Source organism: Pseudogulbenkiania subflava DSM 22618 (assembly GCF_900177275.1).
Taxonomy (GTDB): domain Bacteria; phylum Pseudomonadota; class Gammaproteobacteria; order Burkholderiales; family Chromobacteriaceae; genus Pseudogulbenkiania; species Pseudogulbenkiania subflava.
The window spans coordinates 122,809-142,292 of sequence record NZ_FXAG01000008.1 but is presented as its reverse complement, the minus strand read 5'-3'; the positions used below and the strand labels follow the sequence as shown (position 1 = coordinate 142,292).

Genomic DNA, 19,484 nt, shown 5'->3' with positions numbered 1-19,484 from the left:
ACAGGCGTATCGACACTCCAAACGATACTCCCAAAAAACACGATGCAGCGGAGGTTTCCGTGTCAGAACTTCTTAAAAAGATTGATGCCCGCACCAAGCTCGCCGGCACCAACAAGCTCGAAATCCTGTTGTTCTCCCTCGGAGAAGATCAACGAACCGGGCGCAAGGAAGTTTTCGGGATTAACGTCTTCAAGGTGCGCGAGGTCATGCGCACCCCTGAAATCACCTCCGCGCCGGAAATGCCGTCTTCCGTGGAAGGCATGGTCAGCCTGCGTGGCGCACTCGTACCCATCATCGACCTGGCCAAGTACGCCGGCATCGTCACCGAGAAGAAGCCCGAAATCATGATCGTGACCGAATATAACGGTCACACCCAGGGTTTCCTGGTCGAGGCTGTCGACACCATCTTGCGACTCGACTGGTCGGCCATGCGCGTGCCGCCGGAAATGATCACCAACCGCATGGGCGGGCTGGTCACCGCCGTGACCGAGCTCAACAACACCCTGGTCATGATGATGGACGTCGAGAAAGTCCTGGCCGAGACCTCGCTCACCGACGACGCCCACCACTTCCTGAACATCGAGCCGATCAAGGAAGAGCGCATGATCTTCTTCGCCGACGACTCGGTCGTCGCGCGCAAACAGATCGAACGCACCCTGGACGCCATGAACGTCAAGTATGCCTACGCCATCAACGGCATGCGCGCCTGGGACGAACTCCAGCGGATGGCCGCTCAGGCCGACCTCTCCGGCCGCAAGCTCTGCGACGTGGTCAACCTGGTGCTCACCGACGTCGAAATGCCGGAAATGGACGGCTACATGCTGACCAAGCTCATCAAGAGCGACCCGCGCTTCGCCGGCATCCCGGTGCTGATGCACTCCTCGCTGTCCGGAAACTCCAACCAGAAGCTCGGCGAGTCGGTCGGCGTCGACGCCTACGTCTCCAAGTTCGAACCACAAAAACTGGCGATCAAGCTGCGCGAAATGCTGCACATCGGCAAATAACGCGCCACTGACGACCGCACTCAAAAAAGAAATCGGGAAAGGTTTGACATGCCAGCCACCGACGCTACCCTGCTCGCCAATATCGACGCCCGCACCAAGCTGGTCGGCTCCAACAAGATGGAGATTCTGCTGTTCTCGCTAGGCACGCGGGAAACCTTCGGCATCAACGTCTTCAAGGTCCGCGAAGTGTCACAGACCCCGACCATCACCAAGACCCCGAACATGCCTTTCGGTGTAGAAGGCGTGCTCTCGCTGCGCGGCAACATCATCCCCATCATCTCGCTCGCCCGCTTCATCGGTGCCAACGATCCGGCCAAGAAGTACGAAACCATGATCGTCACCGAGTTCAACAAGAGCACCCAGGCCTTCCTGGTCGATTCGGTAGACCGCATCATCCGTGTCGACTGGGACAAGGTGCGCTCGCCCGACAACATGATGTCGGGCACTGCCGCGACGTCTGGCGAGGTGGCTTCGGCCAGCGGCATGAACCTGATCACCGCCATCACCGAACTGGAAGATGGCAAGCTGGTATCGATTCTGGACGTGGAACAGATCCTGGCCAGCGTGGTGGGCGAACCGCGCCTGCCCGAGCTGCCAACCGCCCAGCTGGAAGCCGACCAGTACGTGTTCTTCGTCGACGACTCAGTCGTAGCGCGCAAGGAGATCACCGGCGTGCTGGAAAAGATGCGCATCAAGTTCCAGCAGGCCAGCAATGGCCGCGAGGCCTGGGAACGGCTGCAAGCGCTGGCCAATCGCCACCAAGGCGATGCCCCTCCGCTGCACGACACCCTCAAGACCATTCTGGTGGATGCCGAAATGCCGGAAATGGACGGCTACGTGCTAACCCGCCTGATCAAGTCCGATCACCGCTTCAACGGCATTCCCGTCGTGATGCATTCCTCGTTGTCGTCCAACGCCAACCGCGCCATGGGCTCCAGCGTCGGCGTCGATGCCTACGTCGCCAAATTCGACCCTGCCGTGTTGGCCGAAACCCTGATTCCATTCCTGCAAAGGTAATCGCTACAATAGCGGCCAGGAATCATTGACAAATTCAGGATAACCCTCGATGGCAGACAAGAATCTTCGCTTCCTTGTAGTGGACGACTTCTCAACCATGAGACGGATCGTGCGCAACCTCCTCAAGGAACTCGGATTTACCAACGTCGATGAAGCGGAGGACGGCCAAGTTGCCCTCCACAAGCTCAAGACGCAGCATTTCGATTTCATCGTTTCCGACTGGAACATGCCCAACATGACCGGAATCGAGCTGCTGAAAGCGGTACGCGCCGACCAGCAACTCAAGCCCCTGCCGTTCCTGATGATCACGGCAGAGGCCAAGCGCGAGAACATCATTGAAGCCGCCATGGCGGGGGCGAGCGGCTATATCGTCAAGCCTTTTACTGCCGCCACGCTGGAAGAAAAACTAAACAAGATCTTCCAGGCAATAAACAAATAAGAACCACTGCACGGCTTGTCGGGCCAGTATTCAGGAGGATTTATCGTGCCAGACCACGTTTTGGAAAGCGGGGACACCCCGGATCTCGAGGCACTATTTGACAGTATTGCCCAGCAGCACCAGGCCGGCACGTCACAGATCAGCAGCGATGCGGGCTCGGCGCCGGCCTCCCAAGGTCCCGCCGAGACCAACCCGTCGGTCATGTACGAACAAATCGGGCAACTGACCCGTAAACTGCACAGCGCGCTGCGCGACATGGGTTACGACAAATCGCTGGAACGGGTCGCGAACGCCATTCCCGACGCCCGCGACCGCCTCTCCTACATCTCGACGCTGACCGAATCCGCGGCAGAGCGTGTACTCAACGCCACTGATATCGCCAAGCCGATCCAGGACGAACTCGAAAACAGCGCCAAGCAGCTGTCCGAGCGCTGGAACCGGCTGTACGCCAATATGCTGTCGGTCGACGAGTTCCGCCAGCTGAGCCAGGACACCCACCGTTATCTGCAGAGCGTGCCGGAACAGACCCAGGCCACCAGCGCGCAACTGCTCGACATCGTCATGGCACAGGATTTTCAGGATCTGACCGGTCAGGTCATCAAGAAGATGATGGGCATGGTCAAGACCATCGAAACCGACCTCGTCGCCTTCCTGATCGAATTCTCGCCGGAAGAGAAGAAAACGGAAATCAACCCGACGCTGCTGAATGGTCCGGTGGTCAACCCGGAAGGACGCAGCGACGTGGTCACCAACCAACAACAAGTCGACGACCTGCTGGAAAGCCTCGGCTTCTGAGACCACGGTCGCAACAAGAAACAATAAATAACGGTGCGGGGTAAAAAATGAGCGAATTCGGCGGCATGGAAGAGTTGTTGCAGGACTTCCTGATGGAGTCCAACGACCTTCTCTCGGACGTTGACAACAAGTTGGTCGAACTGGAAAAAAGGCCAGAAGACCGCGCCTTGCTCAACGATATTTTCCGCGGCTTTCATACCATCAAGGGCGGCGCCGGCTTCCTCAACGTGGCACCCATGGTGACCCTCTGCCACCGCACGGAAAACCTGTTTGACAAGCTGCGCAACGCCGAACTTCAGCTCAACCCCGAAGTGATGGACGTGATCCTGGATGCCACCGCGACGGTGCGCGACATGTTCGGCACCCTGGGCCAGGGCCTGATGCCCAAGGATGCCGACGGCGGCTTGCTGACGACACTGGACGCCGTCCTGTCCGGCCGGATGCCACAAGCCCCGGCTCCGCAGGCAGCCCCTGCCGCGCCGGCGGCGGCAGCCCCGGCCCCGGCCGCTCGCCAGAGCAACGAGCCCGACTGGAACACCCTCTACCAAGCGGTGGTTCCTGCCGCCGCACCGGACCGTACCGTCGTGGAAGCACCGGCCGTCGTCGTCGCGGCGGAGAGCGAACCTGTTACCGCGGTGGCGCCCCCCCGAGCACCGGCACCAGCCAAAACCACCAGCGTGACGAAATCGGCCAGCGGCGGTGGGCATGAGAACACCATCCGCATCGACACCAACCGCCTCGACATGGTGCTCAACCTGTCTGGCGAAATCGGTCTGACCAAGAACCGCCTCACCACGCTGCGCACCGAGATTCTGCAGGGCAACAACGACAGCAACACCCTGCGCTCGCTGGACGAAGCCATCAGCCAGCTCGACCTGCTGGTCGGCGACCTTCAGAACGCAGTGATGAAGACCCGCATGCAGCCGATCGGCCGGCTGTTCCAGAAGTACCCCCGCCTCGCCCGCGATCTGGCACGCCAGCTAGGCAAGGACGTCGAGCTGGTACTGAGCGGCGAAGAAACCGAACTCGACAAAACCATGATCGAGGACCTGAACGACCCGCTGGTGCACCTCGTGCGCAACGCCGTCGATCACGGCGTCGAGTCCACCGCGGAGCGGATCACCGCCGGCAAGAAACCGCAGTCGCTGATCCAGCTGACGGCCGAGCAGGTCGGCGATCACATCCTGATCGAGATCACCGACGACGGCCGTGGCATGAATGCCGACGCCCTGCGCCGCAAGGCAGTGGAAAAGGGCCTGATCGACGCCGAGGCCGCCAACGCCCTGGATGAAAAGCAGTGCCTGCAGCTGATTTTCCTGCCCGGCTTCTCCACCAAGGACCAGATTTCGAGTGTGTCTGGCCGCGGTGTCGGCATGGACGTGGTTCGCACCAACATCCAGAAGCTCAACGGCCGCATCGACATCAACTCGATCCCGGGCGAAGGCACCCGCATCAGCATCTCGCTACCGCTGACGCTGGCGATCCTGCCGGTGCTGGTGGTACGCGCCTGCAACCAACCCTTCGCCGTGCCGCTGGCGATGGTGCGCGAGATCATCACCATCGATCCGGAAGCCATCCAGGAAGTATCCGGCAACCCGACCATCGTCGTACGCGACGAAATCCTGCCGCTCAAGACCCTGGCAGGCCTGCTCGGCTGGGCACCGACCCAGAAGCCCGGTTTCGGCGTGCTGATGCAATCGGCCGAGCGCTCCTTCATCCTGGCCATCGACTCCTTCGTCGGCCGCGACGACGTAGTGATCAAGCCGCTGCAGAACATCCGCCCCAAAGGCGTGGCCGGTGCCACCCTGTCGGGTGATGGCTCGGTGGTGCTGGTACTCGATATGGAAGACCTGCTGACAGCGAAGGACGGCATGGGAGGCGTGGTCAAGACCTCCGAACTGATCACGATCTGACGCTTACCCCACACTGAACGGTACAGAATGACAACAAGCAGTGCCTTCATCGGACGCCAGCCTGTATTGAACCGAAATCAGCAGCTCATCGGCTACGAGCTGCTGTTTCGCCCCTCCCTTGAGGCGGAAGGCGCCGGCCCACTGGCCGCGCTTCAAGCCGACACCCAGGTTCTGGTCAACACCCTGCACAATATGGGAACCAGCTGGCTGATCGGCAACAAGCTGGCCTTCATCAACGTCGGCGAAGCCATGCTGACCAGCGAATTCCTGGAGTTGCTGCCGGCGCGTCGGGTCATTCTCGACCTGATGCCCGAGATTACCCCATCCAACGAGCTGATTGCCCGCATCAAGTATCTGCATGCCCAGGGCTTCGGCATCGCCATGGATGGCTTCTCGTTCAACGCGCCTTCGGCCCAGCTGCTGGAATACGCCAAATACGTCAAGCTGGACGTGCAGAAGCACGGTACCAGCGACTTCCAGATGCTGGCCGCCCAGGTACGCAGCTACCCGGTGATCCGCATCGCCGAGAAAGTGGAAACGCACGAGCACTTCCACCTCTGCCGCGAACTGGGTATGGATGGTTTTCAGGGCTATTACTTCGCCAAGCCGGAGACCCTGTCCGCCAAGGTCATTCATCCCTCTTTCACGCACACGCTGGAACTGCTCAACCTGTTGCGCATGGATGCCGAGATCAAGGAAGTCGAGGCGGTATTCAAGCGTGACATCGCGCTGTCCTACAAGCTGCTGCGCTTCGTGAACTCCGCCGCGGCGGGGCTCAACACCACCATCAGTTCGTTCAGCCACGCGGTCACCGTGCTGGGCTACAAACGGCTCTATCGCTGGCTGACCCTGCTCCTGGTCACCGCCAACGAAGATGGCAAGACGCCGCCCGCCCTGCAAAAGACCGCTATTACCCGGGCACGCTTCATGGAACTCCTGGGCAGTGCGCTCAACCTGCCTAACGATGCTTGCGAATCGCTGTTCGTGATCGGCATGTTCAGCCTGCTCGACGTACTGTTCGACATGCCGATGACCACCGTTCTGGAACACCTCCACCTTTCCGACCAGTTCAAGCAGGTGCTGCAGGAGCAGCCGGACCGGCTCACCCCCTTCCTCCAGTTGGCCAAAGCCTGCGAAGACAAGGAGATGCGCGACGTCCCGCAACTGTGCCGGGAGCTCGGACTGTCGCCGGAACCGTTCAATCAGGCTCACGTCGAGGCGCTCGCCTGGGTGGAGGAACTGGGCTTATAATTCATGGCTTTTCCCCGTCAGCCCTCCGGAAACGCCATGAAACTGCTTGCCATCGATACCTCGACGGACTTCCTGTCGCTTGCCGTCTTAAACGATGACAACACCGTCGTGTTTCATGAGCGCGTCGGTCAGAAACACGCCGAACAGGCGCTGCCCCATGTGCAGAGCCTGCTGCGCGATGCCGGCTTGACGCTTCAGCAACTCGACGGCATCGTGTACGGGCAGGGACCGGGCTCGTTCACCGGGCTGCGCATCGGCTGCGGCCTGGCCCAGGGCCTGGCGTTTTCCGCCGGAGTCCCCGTCATCCCCATCCCCACCCTAGACAGCGTGGCCGAACAGGCAGGTGCGACGCGGGTTGTCGCCTGTAGCGACGCCCGCATGCAGCAAGTCTACTTGGCAAGCTACGACTTGGGCACGCCATGCCGCCTTTCCCCCATCCTGCTGCTCGACCCAGAGCAGGCCGGCAGCGAGCTGCAGCTGGATGGCGAAGGCTGGGTGGGCGCCGGCGACGGCTTTGCCGCCTACCCCGTGCTGGCGAGCAGCACGTGGGGCCCACAGCTTGGCGCCATTCACAACGATATCCGCCCCCACGCCGCCAGTTACCTACGGCTGGCGCAAAGCGGGCGCTACGCCCACCTCCCGGCACGCGAAGCCGACCTGCTCTACGTGCGCAACAAGGTGGCACTGACCTCGCGCGAGCAGCAGGCACGCCAACGATGATCGCCTTCCGCCCGGCCTCTGCGCCCGACTTGGCAAAACTGGCCGCCCTGGAAGCGGCGGCCACTCCCCATGGCTGGAGCGAGCCGCAGTTCCGCGGCTCGCTCGAGGCCGGTCACGCCTTCCTGCTACTGGAGATCGATGGTGAAGTGTGCGGACACGCGGTCAGCATGACAGTGCTGGACGAGGCGGAACTGCTGACCATCGTGATCGCCCCCGACCGACAGGGGCAGGGACTGGGGCAAACCTTGCTGGGTGAGCTGCTGCAACAACTGCGCCGGCAGGGGTGTTCGCGGCTCTTTCTGGAAGTCCGGGAAAGCAATCGGCCTGCCCGTGCACTCTACGCCAAGAGCGGCTTCGTCGAGACGGGCCTGCGCAAGCACTACTATCCGACCGCATCCGGACGCGAGCATGCCGTGTTGATGGAGCTCGAGCTATGAAGCGCCGCCAACTGATCGGTGACGTCATCGGCCTCGGCCCGCTCTGGCGCGCGCGCGACGCGCGCTTTGACGACCACCCGGCTCGGCGCGTACCGCCCCCGGCCGCGCCCTTGGCCGACGCCCCCGTCGAATCGCCAACCGTCGAAACCGTCCCCGCTCCTGTAGTGGCCGCCATCCCGGTGTCCCCTATCGTTCAGGCGGGCACCTCGGCACCCGCCCCTGCCGCCCCGGTCCCGGTGGTACTCGCCGAACAGGCTGCCCCCACCCTCCCCGTGTCGGCCAAGCCCGTGCTGAGCTGGAGCGAACTGGAGCAGACCGTCGCCCGCTGCAATCACTGCCGGCTGTGCGAGACGCGTACCCAGACAGTGTTTGGGCGCGGCAACCCGCAGGCGCGCTGGCTGATCATCGGCGAAGCACCGGGTGAGCAAGAGGACAAACAGGGCAAGCCATTCGTCGGCCGCGCCGGCCAACTGCTCGACAACATGCTGGCCGCGATCGGTCTCGACAGCAACCACGACGTCTACATCGCCAACGTGCTCAAGTGCCGCCCTCCCGGCAACCGCAACCCTTCGGCCGACGAGATCGTTGCCTGCCAGGATTACCTGCGCCAGCAGATCGCGCACATCCGCCCGACCCTGATTCTGGCGCTGGGACGCTTCGCCGCGCAGACCCTGCTCGACAGCAACGACAGCATCGCGCGCCTGCGCGGCCGCGTACATCGCTACCAGGATGTGCCGCTGATCGTCAGCTTCCACCCGGCCTACCTGCTGCGCAACTTGCCCGACAAGGCCAAGAGCTGGCAGGACCTGGTGTTTGCGCGGCGCACCTTCCGCCAGCTCTCCGGGCAGTGAACGGGGCATTCCCCCTCTGCCCGCGCACACCGGACGCCGCGTTCGCACCACACGCCCCTCACATCCACGCCTGCTCACGCTACACTGACGTCCTCGAAAACCCGGCGGACGGGCCAAGGCGGGGGGCGCCGCCACCCTGCCTGACTCCCCGGCGACAATAAGACAGAAAACTCCGTTTTTTTCAGGAGAACATGCATGAGGTTCAAGGCTAACGACTCCCTTACCGAGCAGATTGCCCAGCACCTGGGCAATCAGATCATCCTCGGACTGATGCGGCCGGGGGAGCGCATCCAGGAGCTGCGTATCGCCAGCGAGCTCGATGTCAGCCGCGGCTCGGTGCGTGAAGCGTTGCTGATCCTGCAACGCCGCCACCTGGTGAACATCTACCCGCGGCGCGGCGCGGTGGTGGCGAGTATCAGCGCCCGGGAGGTGCACGACTTTTTCGGCTTGTGGTTTTTGCTGCTGGATACGGTGGTGGGCAATATGGCACGGCAGTGGCAGAACGACGACCTCGCCCGCTTCTTCGAACTCCTGGGGCAACTCGAAGCCAGCCGTCAGCACAACGACATCCAGGGTTTCTATCAGCAAGGGGTGGCCTTCCTGCAGGCTTTGTACGGTTTTGCCGACAACCACTACATCGAAAGCACGCTGCGCGACCTGCTGCCGCTGACGCAGCGCTGCCTGTACGCCATCCTGCGCGCCGGCTCGCCGCAGGTGGAGCATACCTACGTCTTTCTGGAAGAACTGCTGAAGGTCATCATCGCGCGCGACACGCTCCGGCTCCAGACGATGATCCGGCAGTTCGGTGCCGATTACGGCCGGCTCGCCGCCGCCTCGGCGGAGGCTCTGGAGGGGGTGCAGTAAAAAAAAACGCTGCCGGGCTGTGGTGCCGGGCAGCGCTATCGGTTCGTCAGGGAGGTCAGCCGCGCAGGTAGCTCACAAAGGCGTAGTCGAGTCCCTGCTCGCTGCGATGCGCCTCGCGCTGCACTTCCTGCCAGCCGCCGCTGCCGAAGTCGGGAAAATGCGCGTCACCCTGATAGCTCCCGGCGATTTCAGTGAGCTCCAGGCGGTGCGCCAAGGGCAAGGCCTGGCGGTACAGGTCAGCCCCGCCGATGATGCAGGCCGACGCGGCGGCCGACACCAGCGCCAGCGCCGCCTCCAGGCTGTGGGCAACCTCCACGCCGGGCACCGACCAGTCGCGCTGGCGCGTCACCACGATGTTGCGCCGGCCCGGCAAGGGGCGGCCGATCGAATCGTAGGTCTTGCGGCCCATGATCACCGGCTTGCCCAGCGTCACCGCCTTGAAATGCTTCAGGTCTTCGGGCAGATGCCACGGCAGCCGGTTATCGATGCCGATGACGCGGTTAGCCGCCATCGCCGCCACCAGGGTGATGCAGGGAGTCGTCATACCGCCACCTTGGCCTTGATGTGGGGCATCGGATCGTAGCCTTCCAGTTCGAAGTCCTCGAAGCGGAAGGCGAACAGATCCGTCACGGCCGGGTTGATCTTCATCACCGGCAGTGGGCGCGGTTCGCGCGCCAGTTGCTCGTCGGCCTGCTCCAGGTGGTTGCTGTAGAGATGGGCGTCGCCCAACGTGTGTACAAACTCGCCCGGCTTGAGCCCGCACACCTGCGCCATCATCATGGTCAGGAGCGCGTACGAGGCGATGTTGAACGGCACGCCGAGGAAGATGTCGGCCGAACGCTGATACAACTGGCACGACAGACGGCCGTCGGCCACGTAGAACTGGAACAGCGCATGGCACGGGGGCAATGCCATCTCGTCGACCAATGCGGGGTTCCAGGCCGACACGATCAGCCGGCGCGAGTCCGGGTTCTTTCTGATCATCTCGACCACGTTGGCGATCTGGTCGATATGGCGGCCATCCGGCGCCGGCCAGCTGCGCCACTGGTAGCCGTACACCGGGCCGAGGTTGCCGTTCTCGTCCGCCCATTCATCCCAGATCGACACGCCGTTTTCCTTGAGATAACGGATGTTGGTGTCCCCGGAGAGGAACCACAGCAACTCGTGCACGATGGACTTCAGGTGCAGCTTCTTGGTAGTCAAAAGCGGGAAACCGTCGGCCAGATCGAAGCGCATCTGGTAGCCGAACACGGACAGGGTGCCAGTGCCGGTACGGTCGGATTTGTAGTGGCCGTGCTCGCGCACGTGACGCATCAGGTCGAGGTACTGTTTCATGTCGTCAGTGCCGGAGATATTAAACAGGCGAAAAAGCTAACAATTTTATCAGAATCTATCACATGGAAAAAACATAAAGAAACAGGAAATTGCATCTGGATTCCTGCTTCTGAACCCCTGTGCCATGCCAGGAAAATGCCCAAATCATGGTAGGCTAGCGGCTGCCGCCCCCACCCCAGATGACGATGCAGCGATAACGCCACCATGGCAGAAGATTCCGACCTCGAACGAACAGAAGCCGCGACCGGACGGCGCCTGCAGCAGGCGCGCGAGGAAGGCAACATCCCGCGCTCGCGCGAGCTGTCGACGTTTGCCGTGACCATGACCGGCGTGGCACTGCTGATGGCGATGGGCGAGCGCCTGGGCGACTTCGTCATACAGCTGATGCGCCGGCTGTTCACCTTCGACCACGACATGGTGCAGCACACCGAACCGGTCCTGCTGCGCTTTAAAGAATCCCTGATCGACACCTTGCTGCAACTCCTGCCTCTGTTCGGCGGGCTGGCACTGGTGGCGGTGGCCGCCCCGCTCCTGGTCGGCGGCTGGAACCTGACCTTCAAGGGCATCGAACCGAAGCTCTCCAAACTCAACCCGGCCCACGGCATCAAGCGCATGTTCTCGCTCAGCGCGCTGACCGAGGCGCTCAAGGCCATCCTGAAGAGCGTGGTGATCGGCGGCGTCGCCACCTGGGTGATCTGGAACGAGCGCGCCGAGCTGATCGGGCTGATCTCGATGCCGCTGGAGACGGCGCTGGGCAAGATGATGCAGCTGACCTTCCATACCTTCCTGCTGGTAGTCGGCGCCATGTTGCTGCTGGTCGTGGTGGATGTCCCGTTCCAGATCTGGAACTACCACAAGCAGCTGCGCATGACCAAGGAAGAGGTCAAGCAGGAATACAAGGAACAGGAAGGCTCGCCGGAAGTGAAGGGACGTATCCGCCAGTTGCAGCGCCAGGCCGCGCAACGGCGCATGATGCAGGAGATTCCTTCGGCCAACGTGATCGTGACCAACCCGACCCACTACGCCGTCGCCCTCAAGTACACCGAGGGCATGCGCGCACCGCAAGTGATCGCCAAGGGCCGCCTCAAGTTGGCCGAAAAGATCATCGAGACCGGCCGCGAGCACCGCGTCACCGTGATGCGCGTACCCAGCTTCGCCCGCGCGCTGTATTTCCACGCCGAGCTGGGCGAAGAGGTGCCCTCCCGGCTGTACGGCGCGGCGGCGCAGATTCTCGCCTACGTCTACCAGCTCAAGCTGTACGAATACAACGGCGGGCTGGCCCCGGTCTACCCCGAGAGCGTCGAGGTCCCCGCCGACCTTGACCCGGAAAGCAAACGCCAGCAAGATGCGGCGCCGACAGCTAACCCTTAAGCGGGCATGGATACTATTCTCGAGCAACTGAAACGCTTCAACCTGACCCGCCTGGCGGGCCCGGTCCTGATCATCCTCATTCTGACGATGATGGTGTTGCCGTTGCCGCCGGTCATCCTCGACATCTTCTTCACCTTCAATATCGCGGTGTCGGTGATCGTGTTGCTGGTCGGCATCAACGTGCGCCAGCCGCTGGATTTTTCCGCCTTCCCGTCGGTGCTGCTGGTCACCACGCTGCTGCGGCTGTCGCTCAACGTCGCCTCCAGCCGGGTGATCCTGCTGCAGGGCCATACCGGGCCCGACGCCGCCGGCAAGGTGATCGAATCGTTCTCCCATTTCCTGGTCGGCGGCAACGTCGCCATCGGCGTGGTGGTGTTCGTGATCCTGACCATCATCAACTTCGTGGTGATCACCAAGGGTGCCGGCCGTATCGCCGAAGTGAGCGCCCGCTTCACGCTCGACGCCATGCCCGGCAAGCAGATGGCGATCGATGCCGACCTCAACGCCGGCCTGATCGGCGAGGAAGACGCGCGCAAGCGCCGCGCCACCATTGCCGAGGAAGCCAACTTCTTCGGCGCCATGGACGGTGCCTCGAAGTTCGTGCGCGGCGACGCCATGGCCGGCATCATGATCATCCTGATCAACATCGTCGGCGGCCTGATCGTCGGCGTGGTGCAGCACGACCTGCCGATCAGCCAGGCGGCCGAAAGCTACACCCTGCTGACCATCGGCGACGGCCTGGTGGCGCAGATCCCCGGCCTGATCATCTCCACCGCCGCCGGCATCGTGGTGTCGCGCGTCGGCACCGAAAAGGACATGTCCGAGCAGTTCCTCGGCCAGCTGTTCACCAAGCCCTCGGTGCTGTACATCACCGCCGCGGTGATCGGCCTGATCGGCATGATCCCCAACATGCCGCACTTCGCCTTCCTGCTGATCGCCAGTGTGTTGGGCGGACTGGGCTGGCTGATGGAAAAGCGCCAGCGCGAGAGCGAACGGCAGGCGCAGCTGGCCAAGGCCGCCCCACCGCCTCCGGGCGAACAGCAGATGGCCGAAGTCAGCTGGAACGACGTGCAGCACGTCGACCAGTTGGGGCTCGAGGTCGGCTACCGGCTGATCCCGCTGGTCGACCGCAACCAGGACGGCGAGCTGCTGCGCCGCATCCGCGGCATCCGCAAGAAGATCGCCCAGGAGCTGGGCTTCCTGGTGCCGGCGGTGCACATCCGCGACAACCTGGAGATCAAGCCGAACGCCTACCGCATCCTGATGAAGGGGGTGGAGATCGGCAGCGGCGAGGCCTACATCGGGCAGTTCCTCGCCATCAACCCGGGGCGGGTCAGCGGCGAGCTGAAGGGACAGGCCACCACCGACCCGGCCTTCGGCCTGCCCGCCGTATGGATCGACGGCGGCAAGCGCGACGAGGCGCAGACGCTGGGCTACACCGTGGTCGACGCCAGCACCGTGGTCGCCACCCACCTCTCCAACCTGCTCAACACCCACGCCGCCGAACTGTTGGGCCGCGAGGAAGTGCAGGCGCTGATCAGCCACCAGGCCAAGGAATCGCCGAAGCTGATCGAGGACCTGGTGCCCAAGGTGGTGTCGGTGGCCACGCTGCAGAAGGTGCTGCAGCACCTGCTGACCGACGGCATCCACATCCGCGACTTCCGCACCATCCTCGAGACGCTGGCCGACCACGTCGGCGTGACGCAGGACGTCGACGAACTGACCGCGGCGGTGCGCACCGCGCTGTCGCGCGTGATCATCCAGCAGCTGTTCCCGGGCGAGGCGGAGCTGCCGCTGATGACGCTCGATCCGGCGCTGGAGAACGTGCTGCTGCAGGCGGTGCAGTCCAAGGCCGGTGGCGGGCTGGAGCCCGGTCTCGCCGAAAACCTGCTGGCCAGCGCCGCGCAGCAATCGGAGCAGATGGAGAACCAGGGCTACAATCCGGTGCTGCTCACCCCGCCGGGGCTGCGCCCGCTGCTGGCGCGTTTTTTGCGACGGGCTCTCCCACAGTTGCGCGTGATCTCGCATAATGAAATACCGGACAATAAATCCATTCGTATAATTGCAGTCATCGGGGGCAGCAAAGGCTAACTGTAGATGGTGGTCAAAAAGTTCTTCGGCAAAACCACGCGCGATGCGCTCAGACAGGTCCGTGAGGAGCTGGGCGCCGACGCGCTCATTCTGTCCAACCGCCCGACCATGGGCGGCGGGGTGGAAATCATGGCCGTGGCCGATGCCGACGTCGCCAACCTGGCGACCACCCTGTCCACCTCGACCAGCAAGCATCCGCCGCGCCACGTGCCGGCGCCGGTCGCCCCGGCACCCGGCGGCGCCGTCAACCGCGCCCTGGCGCGCACCTACGCGCTGCCGGTAGAACCGCTGGACGCCCCCGCCCCCACCGCCGCGCCAACCCCCGCCCAGCTCGCCGCCAGCGCCGCCTTCCCGCCACGGCGCGAGACGTTGCCCCCGTCACCGCCGCCCGCCGCGGCTGCTCCGACGCCTGCCCCGGCGCCGCCGCTGCCGGCCGCTTCCGCGGCGACGCCGCCTCAGGCGAAGCCGGCTCCCGCGCCGGCCGAGGAACCGGAAGAGGTATCGCAGGAACTCAAACACATCGGCGAAGAGATCAAGCTGCTGCGCAGCCTGCTGCAAAGCCAGCTGGCGAGCTTCGCCTGGTCGGACATGGAAGAGCGCGCGCCCAACCGCATCGAGCTGTTCAAGCACCTGCTCTCGGTGGGCCTGAGCGCCACGCTGATCCGCCAGCTGATCGACAAGATGCCGGCGCAGTATCAAGGCGAGGTGACGCTGAAATGGGCGCGCTCGGCGCTGATGCACAATCTCAAGTGCGCCGACGCCGACCGCGACGTGATGGAATGCGGCGGCATCTACGCGCTGGTCGGCCCCACCGGCGTCGGCAAGACCACCACGGTAGCCAAGCTGGCGGCGCGTGCCACGATGAAATTCGGTGCGCAGCACGTGGCGCTGATCACCACCGACAGCTACCGGATCGGCGCCCAGGACCAGCTGCGCATCTACGGCAAGATTCTCGGCGTGCCGGTGTACTCGATCCAGAACGAATCCGAGCTACAGCTGACGCTGGCCGACCTGGCCTCGCGCCACATCGTGTTCATCGACACCGTCGGCATGGGCCAGCGCGATGCGCGCGTCGCCGCCCAGACCCAGATGTTCGACGGCGCCGGACGGGAAATCCAGCGCATCCTGCTGATGGCGGCCAACGCCGACGGCCACACCCTGGAAGACGTGGTGCGCCATTACCGCGGCCACGGTCTGGCTGGCTGCATCCTCTCCAAGATCGACGAGAGCGTGGCAACGGGTCCGAGTCTGGACGTAATCATCCGCAACCGGCTCAAGATGTTCTACATCACCAACGGCCAGCGCGTGCCGGAAGACCTGCACCTGGCCAACGCCGCCTTCCTGATCGACCGCGCCATGCGCTCCCCGCACCTGAACTCGCCGTTCGCGCTGCAGGGCGACGAGCTGCCGATCATGAACGCGGCCCAGGCCGGTTGGTTGTGACATGCAGGATCAGGCCGCCAGTCTGCGCCGTCTCGCCGCCCAGCCGGTGCGCGCCCCCAGCTTCGCCTTTGTCGGTGCCGCAGGCAGCGGGGTCAGCACGCTGGTAGCCGGACTCGGCACCGGACTCGCCTGGGCCGGCTGCCGGCCGCTGCTGATCGACTGCCAGGCGGGACAGCAGCTAGCGCGCCAGCTCGGTGTGCCGACCACGGCCACGCTGGAGACACAGATCGTCGGACCGGGCGGACTCGACACCATGATGACGCAGTCGCGCCATGGCGTGAGCCTGCTCAACCTGTACGCGCGTCCGGAAGACCGCGCGCGCTTTTCCGCCCAGCTATGGCTGCGGCTGGGCAGCGAATTCGGCTCGCTGGAGCGCGACAGCCACATGCTGCTGGTGGATGTGCCCAACCCGGCGCACGACCCGGTGCCGGCCAGCGTGGCCGACAACCTGGTGCTGGTACTGACCCCGGCGCCGGAAGCCCTGACCATGGCCTACGCCATCATCAAGCGCCTGGCGACGCAGTACGGCCGCCAGCGCTTCAACGTGCTGGTCAACCGCGTACGCCACCTGGAAGAGGCGCGCGAGCTGTTCCAGCGGCTGTCGAGCGTGACCGGCGAGTTTCTCAACGTGGCGCTGCGCTGGGTCGGCTTCGTGCCGCAGGACAGCGCGGTGAAACGCAGCCGCAGCCTGCACCGGCCGCTGATGGAGGCCTTTCCCGACAGCGAATCGGCCATCGCCTTTTCCCAGCTGGCCGCCATGCTGCCGCAATGGCACTCACCCGAAGTCACGCGCCCGGAGGCCGGCTTCATGGACGTACTGATCGCGGCCTCGCGTGACTGGGCCGAGGGAGGAAGGACACGATGACCCTGCCGTCGTTGAAATGCAGGGCGTATAGCAGCCGCGCGCTCCACGGTGACATCGACGTCGAGCTTCACGCCCCGCTGGTCAAGAAGATCGCCAAACTGCTGATTGCCAGGCTGCCGGCCTCGGTCGAACTGGACGACCTGGTCCAGGTCGGCATCATCGGCCTGATCGAGGCGGCACGCCAGTTCGACCCAACTCAGGGAGTGCAATTCGAGACCTTCGCCAGTCAGCGCATCCGTGGCGCGATGCTGGACGAGCTGCGGCGCGAGGACTGGCTGCCGCGCCAGGCACGACGCCACTCCAAACAGATCGAGGACGCCATCCACCAGTTGGAGCAGCGCGAAGGACGCCCGCCGCAGGAGTCGGAAATCGCCGACTTCCTGGGTCTGCCGCTGGCCGAATACCAGGCCATGCTGAGCGAGTGCAAGGGCGTTTCGCTGCAGCATTTCAGCGACTTTGACGACGATGACGGCACCGGCGCCGAAGCAGCGGTGGCCAACGTGGCGGACGACAACGCCGTCGATCCGTTCGCCAGCCTCGCCGACGGCGATTTCCGCGGCGCCCTGGTGGACGCCATCAAGGCACTGCCCGAACGCGACCAGCTGGTGATGGCGCTGTATTACGAGCAGGAGCTCAACCTGAAGGAAATCGGCGCGGTGCTCGGCGTCTCCGAGTCACGCGTCAGCCAGTTGCACAGCCAGGCCATCGCCCGCGTGCGGAGCAAACTCAGGGAATGGCTGTAACCAGCATCCAGGGCGCCAGCATAACAACCACAACAACGGAACACCGTTTTGGACAAGATCAGCATCATCGCCATCATCGGGGGGCTGGCCGCCATCATCGTCGGCCAGGCGCTGGAAGGCGGGCATATCGGCTCGCTGTTCCAGTTGACCGCATTCATGATCGTCATCGGCGGCACCGCCAGCGCCGTCATGCTGCAAAGCACCCCGAAGCAGTTTGTGACCGGGCTGCGCATGGCGCGCTGGGTATTCCAGCCGCCCCAGTTCGATCATGAGAAGACCATCCGTGACGTCATCCACTGGAGCCAGAGCGCGCGCAAGGGCGGCCTGCTGTCACTGGAGGGTTACGTCGCCCAGCAGCAGGACCCGTTCCACCGCAAGGCGCTGCAGATGCTGGTGGACGGCACCGAGCCGGAGACGCTGCGCTCGGTGATGGAAGTGGAGATTTCGATGTTCGAGCACGCGCGCCGCCAGTCCACGCGCATCTGGGAATCGGCCGGCGGCTACGCCCCCACCATGGGCATCCTGGGCGCGGTGCTGGGGCTGATCCACGTCATGGAGAACCTCTCCGACCCGTCCAAGCTGGGCTCCGGCATCGCCGTGGCCTTCGTCGCTACCATCTACGGCGTCGGTTCGGCCAACCTGCTGTTCCTGCCGATCGCCAACAAGCTGAAGAACCTGGTGGCAGCCGAGGTGGCGATGCGCGAGCTGATCGTCGAAGGGCTGGTCGCCATCGGCCACGGCGAGAACCCGCGCATCATCGAGAACCGGCTGCGCGGCTTCCTCGCCATGCACGACTGAGCCGTCAAGGTTGGCCGAAGCGGCTCGGCAAGCAACCTTCTCCCCAAAACGCCGTTGAAGAGGGGCAGCCCCGCCCGTCAGGGCACGCCCCAGCCCGGTCCCGGGCAGACCGGGATCAGTCGATCACCCCGGCGAACACCATCTCGCCCTCATCGAGCAAGCGCAGCTCGCTCGACGGCGTCGGCTTCTTGAGATAGGCGCTGAACAACTTGTAGCTGTCGAGATCGAAGCTCGGCAGCCCCTCCAGCGTCTCGCTGGCGGCATGGCGCGTCCCCAGGTAGCACCAGCGGTCGAACACGTGCTCGACGCGCTCGCCGGTCACCTCGTCCCACTCCACCACCGCCACCGCGCCGGGAAACGGCCAGTTCTTCACCCGCACCCGCGACAGCGCCGACATCAGCCGCGTGTTGTGCTGCATCGCCGGTTCGCGGCCGATGCAGGCGCCGCGGCACAGCCCGGCCTGGAAGCCGCCGCACGGCGTCCCCTTGCGGCTGGTCACCTGCTCCACCCCCAGCACGGCCTGGCACAGCCCCTGAGCGCGCGCCATGTCCTGCAACATCTTGCGCGCCTCGCGCGGATGGCGGAACAGGCCGTACAGATCGGCGGTGCGGCTGAAGTCGAGTTCGTGCGCCAGCACGATGCGCGGCCGCACGAAGCCGTCCGCGCCCTCGCCCAGCTGGATCGAGCACAATTCGTCGCCGGTTCCACCGCGCCGGTTGTGGCGCGGACGATGGGCGCGGATCCATTGCAGCTCCAGCAGCATGGCGCCGAACTCGCCCAGTGTCTCGCGCCACTCCACGCGGCGGATCGGCTCGGCGATGTGCAGTGTCTTGCCGTGCGCCTTGTCGGCGTAGAAATGAGCCAGCACCTGGCGGCGCAGGTTGGCGCCGCGGCCGACGTACAAGGGCAGCCCGTCGTCGCCCTGCAACAAGTACACGCCGGGCACGTCCGGCAGGCTGTCGAGCAGCTCCGGGTCCAGCCCCGGCGGCAGGGCGGTCGGCGCCAGCAGCGCCGTTGCCGCCTCCTGCACCGCTTCCGGCCCCAGCTCGGTCGTCGCCGCCTCGATGAAGTGGTACACCGCCAAGGCGTCGGCCATGGCGCGGTGGCGATCCGCCAGCACGATGCCATGACGCGCGATCAGGCTGTCGAGACTGTGCTTGAAATGCTGCGGGTAGAGCCGGCGCGACAGCTTGACGGTGCACAGCACCTCGCTCTGGAAGGGGTGCCCGGCGCGCTTGAACTCGTTCTTCAGGAAGCCGTAGTCGAAGCGCGCGTTGTGCGCCAGCAGCAGGCGGCCCTGCAGCTTTTCCAGCAACGTCTCGACCAGCGCGGCGAACGGCGGCGCCTCGGCCACCATGGCGTCGGAAATGCCGGTCATGTTCTCGATGAAGGGCGGGATCGGCTGGCCCGGATTGACCAGCGTCTCGTAACGCTCGATGCGCTCGCCGTCGATCAGCAGGATGCCGATCTCGGTGATGCGGTCGCGGGTGATGTGGCCGCCGGTCGTCTCGAGGTCGACGATGGCGCAGGGTTGCTCAAACAGCATG

19 protein-coding genes are annotated in these 19,484 nt (G+C 64.2%); 16 read left to right on the top strand and 3 right to left on the bottom strand.

The features are described from left to right. Nucleotides 1-59: 59 nt before the first annotated feature. From B9N72_RS09525 to B9N72_RS09480, 10 genes are all read left to right on the top strand, one after another. Entirely contained in the window at nucleotides 60-1,004 is a 945-nt protein-coding gene (locus tag B9N72_RS09525; RefSeq protein WP_085276167.1) for a chemotaxis protein, read from the top strand. A gap of 48 nt (nucleotides 1,005-1,052) precedes the next feature. Then, a complete protein-coding gene (locus tag B9N72_RS09520) occupies nucleotides 1,053-2,021 on the top strand; it encodes a chemotaxis protein (RefSeq protein WP_085276166.1) in 969 nt (322 codons plus the stop codon). A gap of 49 nt (nucleotides 2,022-2,070) precedes the next feature. Then, complete coding sequence (cheY, locus tag B9N72_RS09515; RefSeq protein WP_014088171.1) at nucleotides 2,071-2,460, top strand: chemotaxis response regulator CheY; 390 nt, start codon at nucleotides 2,071-2,073, stop codon at nucleotides 2,458-2,460. A 45-nt stretch (nucleotides 2,461-2,505) separates the two neighbouring features. After that, entirely contained in the window at nucleotides 2,506-3,255 is a 750-nt protein-coding gene (cheZ, locus tag B9N72_RS09510; RefSeq protein ID WP_085276165.1) for a protein phosphatase CheZ, read from the top strand. Between the two features lie 47 nt (nucleotides 3,256-3,302). After that, a complete protein-coding gene (locus B9N72_RS09505; RefSeq protein WP_085276164.1) occupies nucleotides 3,303-5,168 on the top strand; it encodes a chemotaxis protein CheA in 1,866 nt (621 codons plus the stop codon). A 27-nt stretch (nucleotides 5,169-5,195) separates the two neighbouring features. Further along, complete coding sequence (locus B9N72_RS09500; RefSeq protein ID WP_085276163.1) at nucleotides 5,196-6,419, top strand: EAL and HDOD domain-containing protein; 1,224 nt, start codon at nucleotides 5,196-5,198, stop codon at nucleotides 6,417-6,419. A 36-nt stretch (nucleotides 6,420-6,455) separates the two neighbouring features. Then, nucleotides 6,456-7,139 (top strand): tRNA (adenosine(37)-N6)-threonylcarbamoyltransferase complex dimerization subunit type 1 TsaB, encoded by a 684-nt coding sequence (gene tsaB, locus B9N72_RS09495; protein ID WP_200810921.1) that lies wholly within the window; start codon nucleotides 6,456-6,458, stop codon nucleotides 7,137-7,139. Then, nucleotides 7,136-7,576 carry a ribosomal protein S18-alanine N-acetyltransferase gene (rimI, locus tag B9N72_RS09490; protein WP_085276161.1) on the top strand — a complete coding sequence of 147 codons (441 nt, stop codon included), beginning with the start codon at nucleotides 7,136-7,138 and terminating at the stop codon, nucleotides 7,574-7,576. Before tsaB ends, rimI begins: the two co-directional genes overlap by 4 nt. After that, nucleotides 7,573-8,427: a uracil-DNA glycosylase gene (locus B9N72_RS09485; RefSeq protein ID WP_085276160.1), complete on the top strand. Its 855-nt coding sequence runs from the start codon at nucleotides 7,573-7,575 to the stop codon at nucleotides 8,425-8,427. Before rimI ends, B9N72_RS09485 begins: the two co-directional genes overlap by 4 nt. Nucleotides 8,428-8,622: 195 nt before the next feature. Further along, the gene (locus B9N72_RS09480; RefSeq protein ID WP_085276159.1) at nucleotides 8,623-9,291 is read left to right on the top strand and encodes a GntR family transcriptional regulator; all 669 of its coding nucleotides are present in this window, start codon (nucleotides 8,623-8,625) and stop codon (nucleotides 9,289-9,291) included. A 55-nt stretch (nucleotides 9,292-9,346) separates the two neighbouring features. On the opposite strand, the gene B9N72_RS09475 is transcribed toward B9N72_RS09480, so the two are convergent. Next, nucleotides 9,347-9,835 carry a dihydrofolate reductase gene (locus B9N72_RS09475; RefSeq protein ID WP_085276158.1) on the bottom strand — a complete coding sequence of 163 codons (489 nt, stop codon included), beginning with the start codon at nucleotides 9,833-9,835 and terminating at the stop codon, nucleotides 9,347-9,349. Beyond that, complete coding sequence (locus tag B9N72_RS09470) at nucleotides 9,832-10,626, bottom strand: thymidylate synthase (RefSeq protein WP_085276157.1); 795 nt, start codon at nucleotides 10,624-10,626, stop codon at nucleotides 9,832-9,834. Before B9N72_RS09470 ends, B9N72_RS09475 begins: the two co-directional genes overlap by 4 nt. A 204-nt stretch (nucleotides 10,627-10,830) precedes the next feature. Between B9N72_RS09470 and flhB the strand changes: the two genes are divergently transcribed. Genes flhB through B9N72_RS09440 form a run of 6 tightly spaced genes read left to right on the top strand, consistent with a single transcriptional unit; the run spans nucleotide 10,831 to nucleotide 17,937 of the window. After that, nucleotides 10,831-11,997 (top strand): flagellar biosynthesis protein FlhB, encoded by a 1,167-nt coding sequence (gene flhB / locus B9N72_RS09465; RefSeq protein WP_085276156.1) that lies wholly within the window; start codon nucleotides 10,831-10,833, stop codon nucleotides 11,995-11,997. 6 nt (nucleotides 11,998-12,003) lie between these two features. After that, nucleotides 12,004-14,088 carry a flagellar biosynthesis protein FlhA gene (gene flhA / locus B9N72_RS09460; protein ID WP_085276155.1) on the top strand — a complete coding sequence of 695 codons (2,085 nt, stop codon included), beginning with the start codon at nucleotides 12,004-12,006 and terminating at the stop codon, nucleotides 14,086-14,088. Between the two features lie 6 nt (nucleotides 14,089-14,094). Next, the gene (flhF, locus tag B9N72_RS09455) at nucleotides 14,095-15,531 is read left to right on the top strand and encodes a flagellar biosynthesis GTPase FlhF (RefSeq protein ID WP_085276154.1); all 1,437 of its coding nucleotides are present in this window, start codon (nucleotides 14,095-14,097) and stop codon (nucleotides 15,529-15,531) included. A 1-nt stretch (nucleotide 15,532) separates the two neighbouring features. After that, the gene (locus B9N72_RS09450) at nucleotides 15,533-16,396 is read left to right on the top strand and encodes a MinD/ParA family ATP-binding protein (RefSeq protein WP_085276153.1); all 864 of its coding nucleotides are present in this window, start codon (nucleotides 15,533-15,535) and stop codon (nucleotides 16,394-16,396) included. After that, on the top strand, nucleotides 16,393-17,139 hold the full coding sequence (locus tag B9N72_RS09445) for an RNA polymerase sigma factor FliA (protein ID WP_085276152.1): 747 nt from the start codon (nucleotides 16,393-16,395) through the stop codon (nucleotides 17,137-17,139). The genes B9N72_RS09450 and B9N72_RS09445 overlap by 4 nt, the downstream gene beginning before the upstream one ends. A 48-nt stretch (nucleotides 17,140-17,187) precedes the next feature. Further along, complete coding sequence (locus B9N72_RS09440; RefSeq protein WP_085276151.1) at nucleotides 17,188-17,937, top strand: flagellar motor protein; 750 nt, start codon at nucleotides 17,188-17,190, stop codon at nucleotides 17,935-17,937. A 115-nt stretch (nucleotides 17,938-18,052) separates the two neighbouring features. Here the strand turns inward: B9N72_RS09440 and B9N72_RS09435 are convergent, their stop codons facing one another. Further along, nucleotides 18,053-19,483 (bottom strand): exonuclease domain-containing protein, encoded by a 1,431-nt coding sequence (locus B9N72_RS09435; protein ID WP_085276150.1) that lies wholly within the window; start codon nucleotides 19,481-19,483, stop codon nucleotides 18,053-18,055. Nucleotide 19,484: the final 1 nt, after the last annotated feature.

Bases quoted from the DNA above. Each gene is read 5' to 3' on its own strand.
- B9N72_RS09520 (WP_085276166.1), top strand. From the start codon at position 1,053: ATGCCAGCCACCGACGCTACCCTGCTCGCCAATATCGACGCCCGCACC.
- cheY (WP_014088171.1), top strand. From the start codon at position 2,071: ATGGCAGACAAGAATCTTCGCTTCCTTGTAGTGGACGACTTCTCAACC.
- B9N72_RS09505 (WP_085276164.1), top strand. From the start codon at position 3,303: ATGAGCGAATTCGGCGGCATGGAAGAGTTGTTGCAGGACTTCCTGATG.
- B9N72_RS09500 (WP_085276163.1), top strand. From the start codon at position 5,196: ATGACAACAAGCAGTGCCTTCATCGGACGCCAGCCTGTATTGAACCGA.
- tsaB (WP_200810921.1), top strand. From the start codon at position 6,456: ATGAAACTGCTTGCCATCGATACCTCGACGGACTTCCTGTCGCTTGCC.
- rimI (WP_085276161.1), top strand. From the start codon at position 7,136: ATGATCGCCTTCCGCCCGGCCTCTGCGCCCGACTTGGCAAAACTGGCC.
- B9N72_RS09485 (WP_085276160.1), top strand. From the start codon at position 7,573: ATGAAGCGCCGCCAACTGATCGGTGACGTCATCGGCCTCGGCCCGCTC.
- B9N72_RS09480 (WP_085276159.1), top strand. From the start codon at position 8,623: ATGAGGTTCAAGGCTAACGACTCCCTTACCGAGCAGATTGCCCAGCAC.
- B9N72_RS09475 (WP_085276158.1), bottom strand. From the start codon at position 9,835: ATGACGACTCCCTGCATCACCCTGGTGGCGGCGATGGCGGCTAACCGC.
- B9N72_RS09470 (WP_085276157.1), bottom strand. From the start codon at position 10,626: ATGAAACAGTACCTCGACCTGATGCGTCACGTGCGCGAGCACGGCCAC.
- flhB (WP_085276156.1), top strand. From the start codon at position 10,831: ATGGCAGAAGATTCCGACCTCGAACGAACAGAAGCCGCGACCGGACGG.
- flhA (WP_085276155.1), top strand. From the start codon at position 12,004: ATGGATACTATTCTCGAGCAACTGAAACGCTTCAACCTGACCCGCCTG.
- flhF (WP_085276154.1), top strand. From the start codon at position 14,095: ATGGTGGTCAAAAAGTTCTTCGGCAAAACCACGCGCGATGCGCTCAGA.
- B9N72_RS09450 (WP_085276153.1), top strand. From the start codon at position 15,533: ATGCAGGATCAGGCCGCCAGTCTGCGCCGTCTCGCCGCCCAGCCGGTG.
- B9N72_RS09445 (WP_085276152.1), top strand. From the start codon at position 16,393: ATGACCCTGCCGTCGTTGAAATGCAGGGCGTATAGCAGCCGCGCGCTC.
- B9N72_RS09435 (WP_085276150.1), bottom strand. From the start codon at position 19,483: ATGCTGTTTGAGCAACCCTGCGCCATCGTCGACCTCGAGACGACCGGC.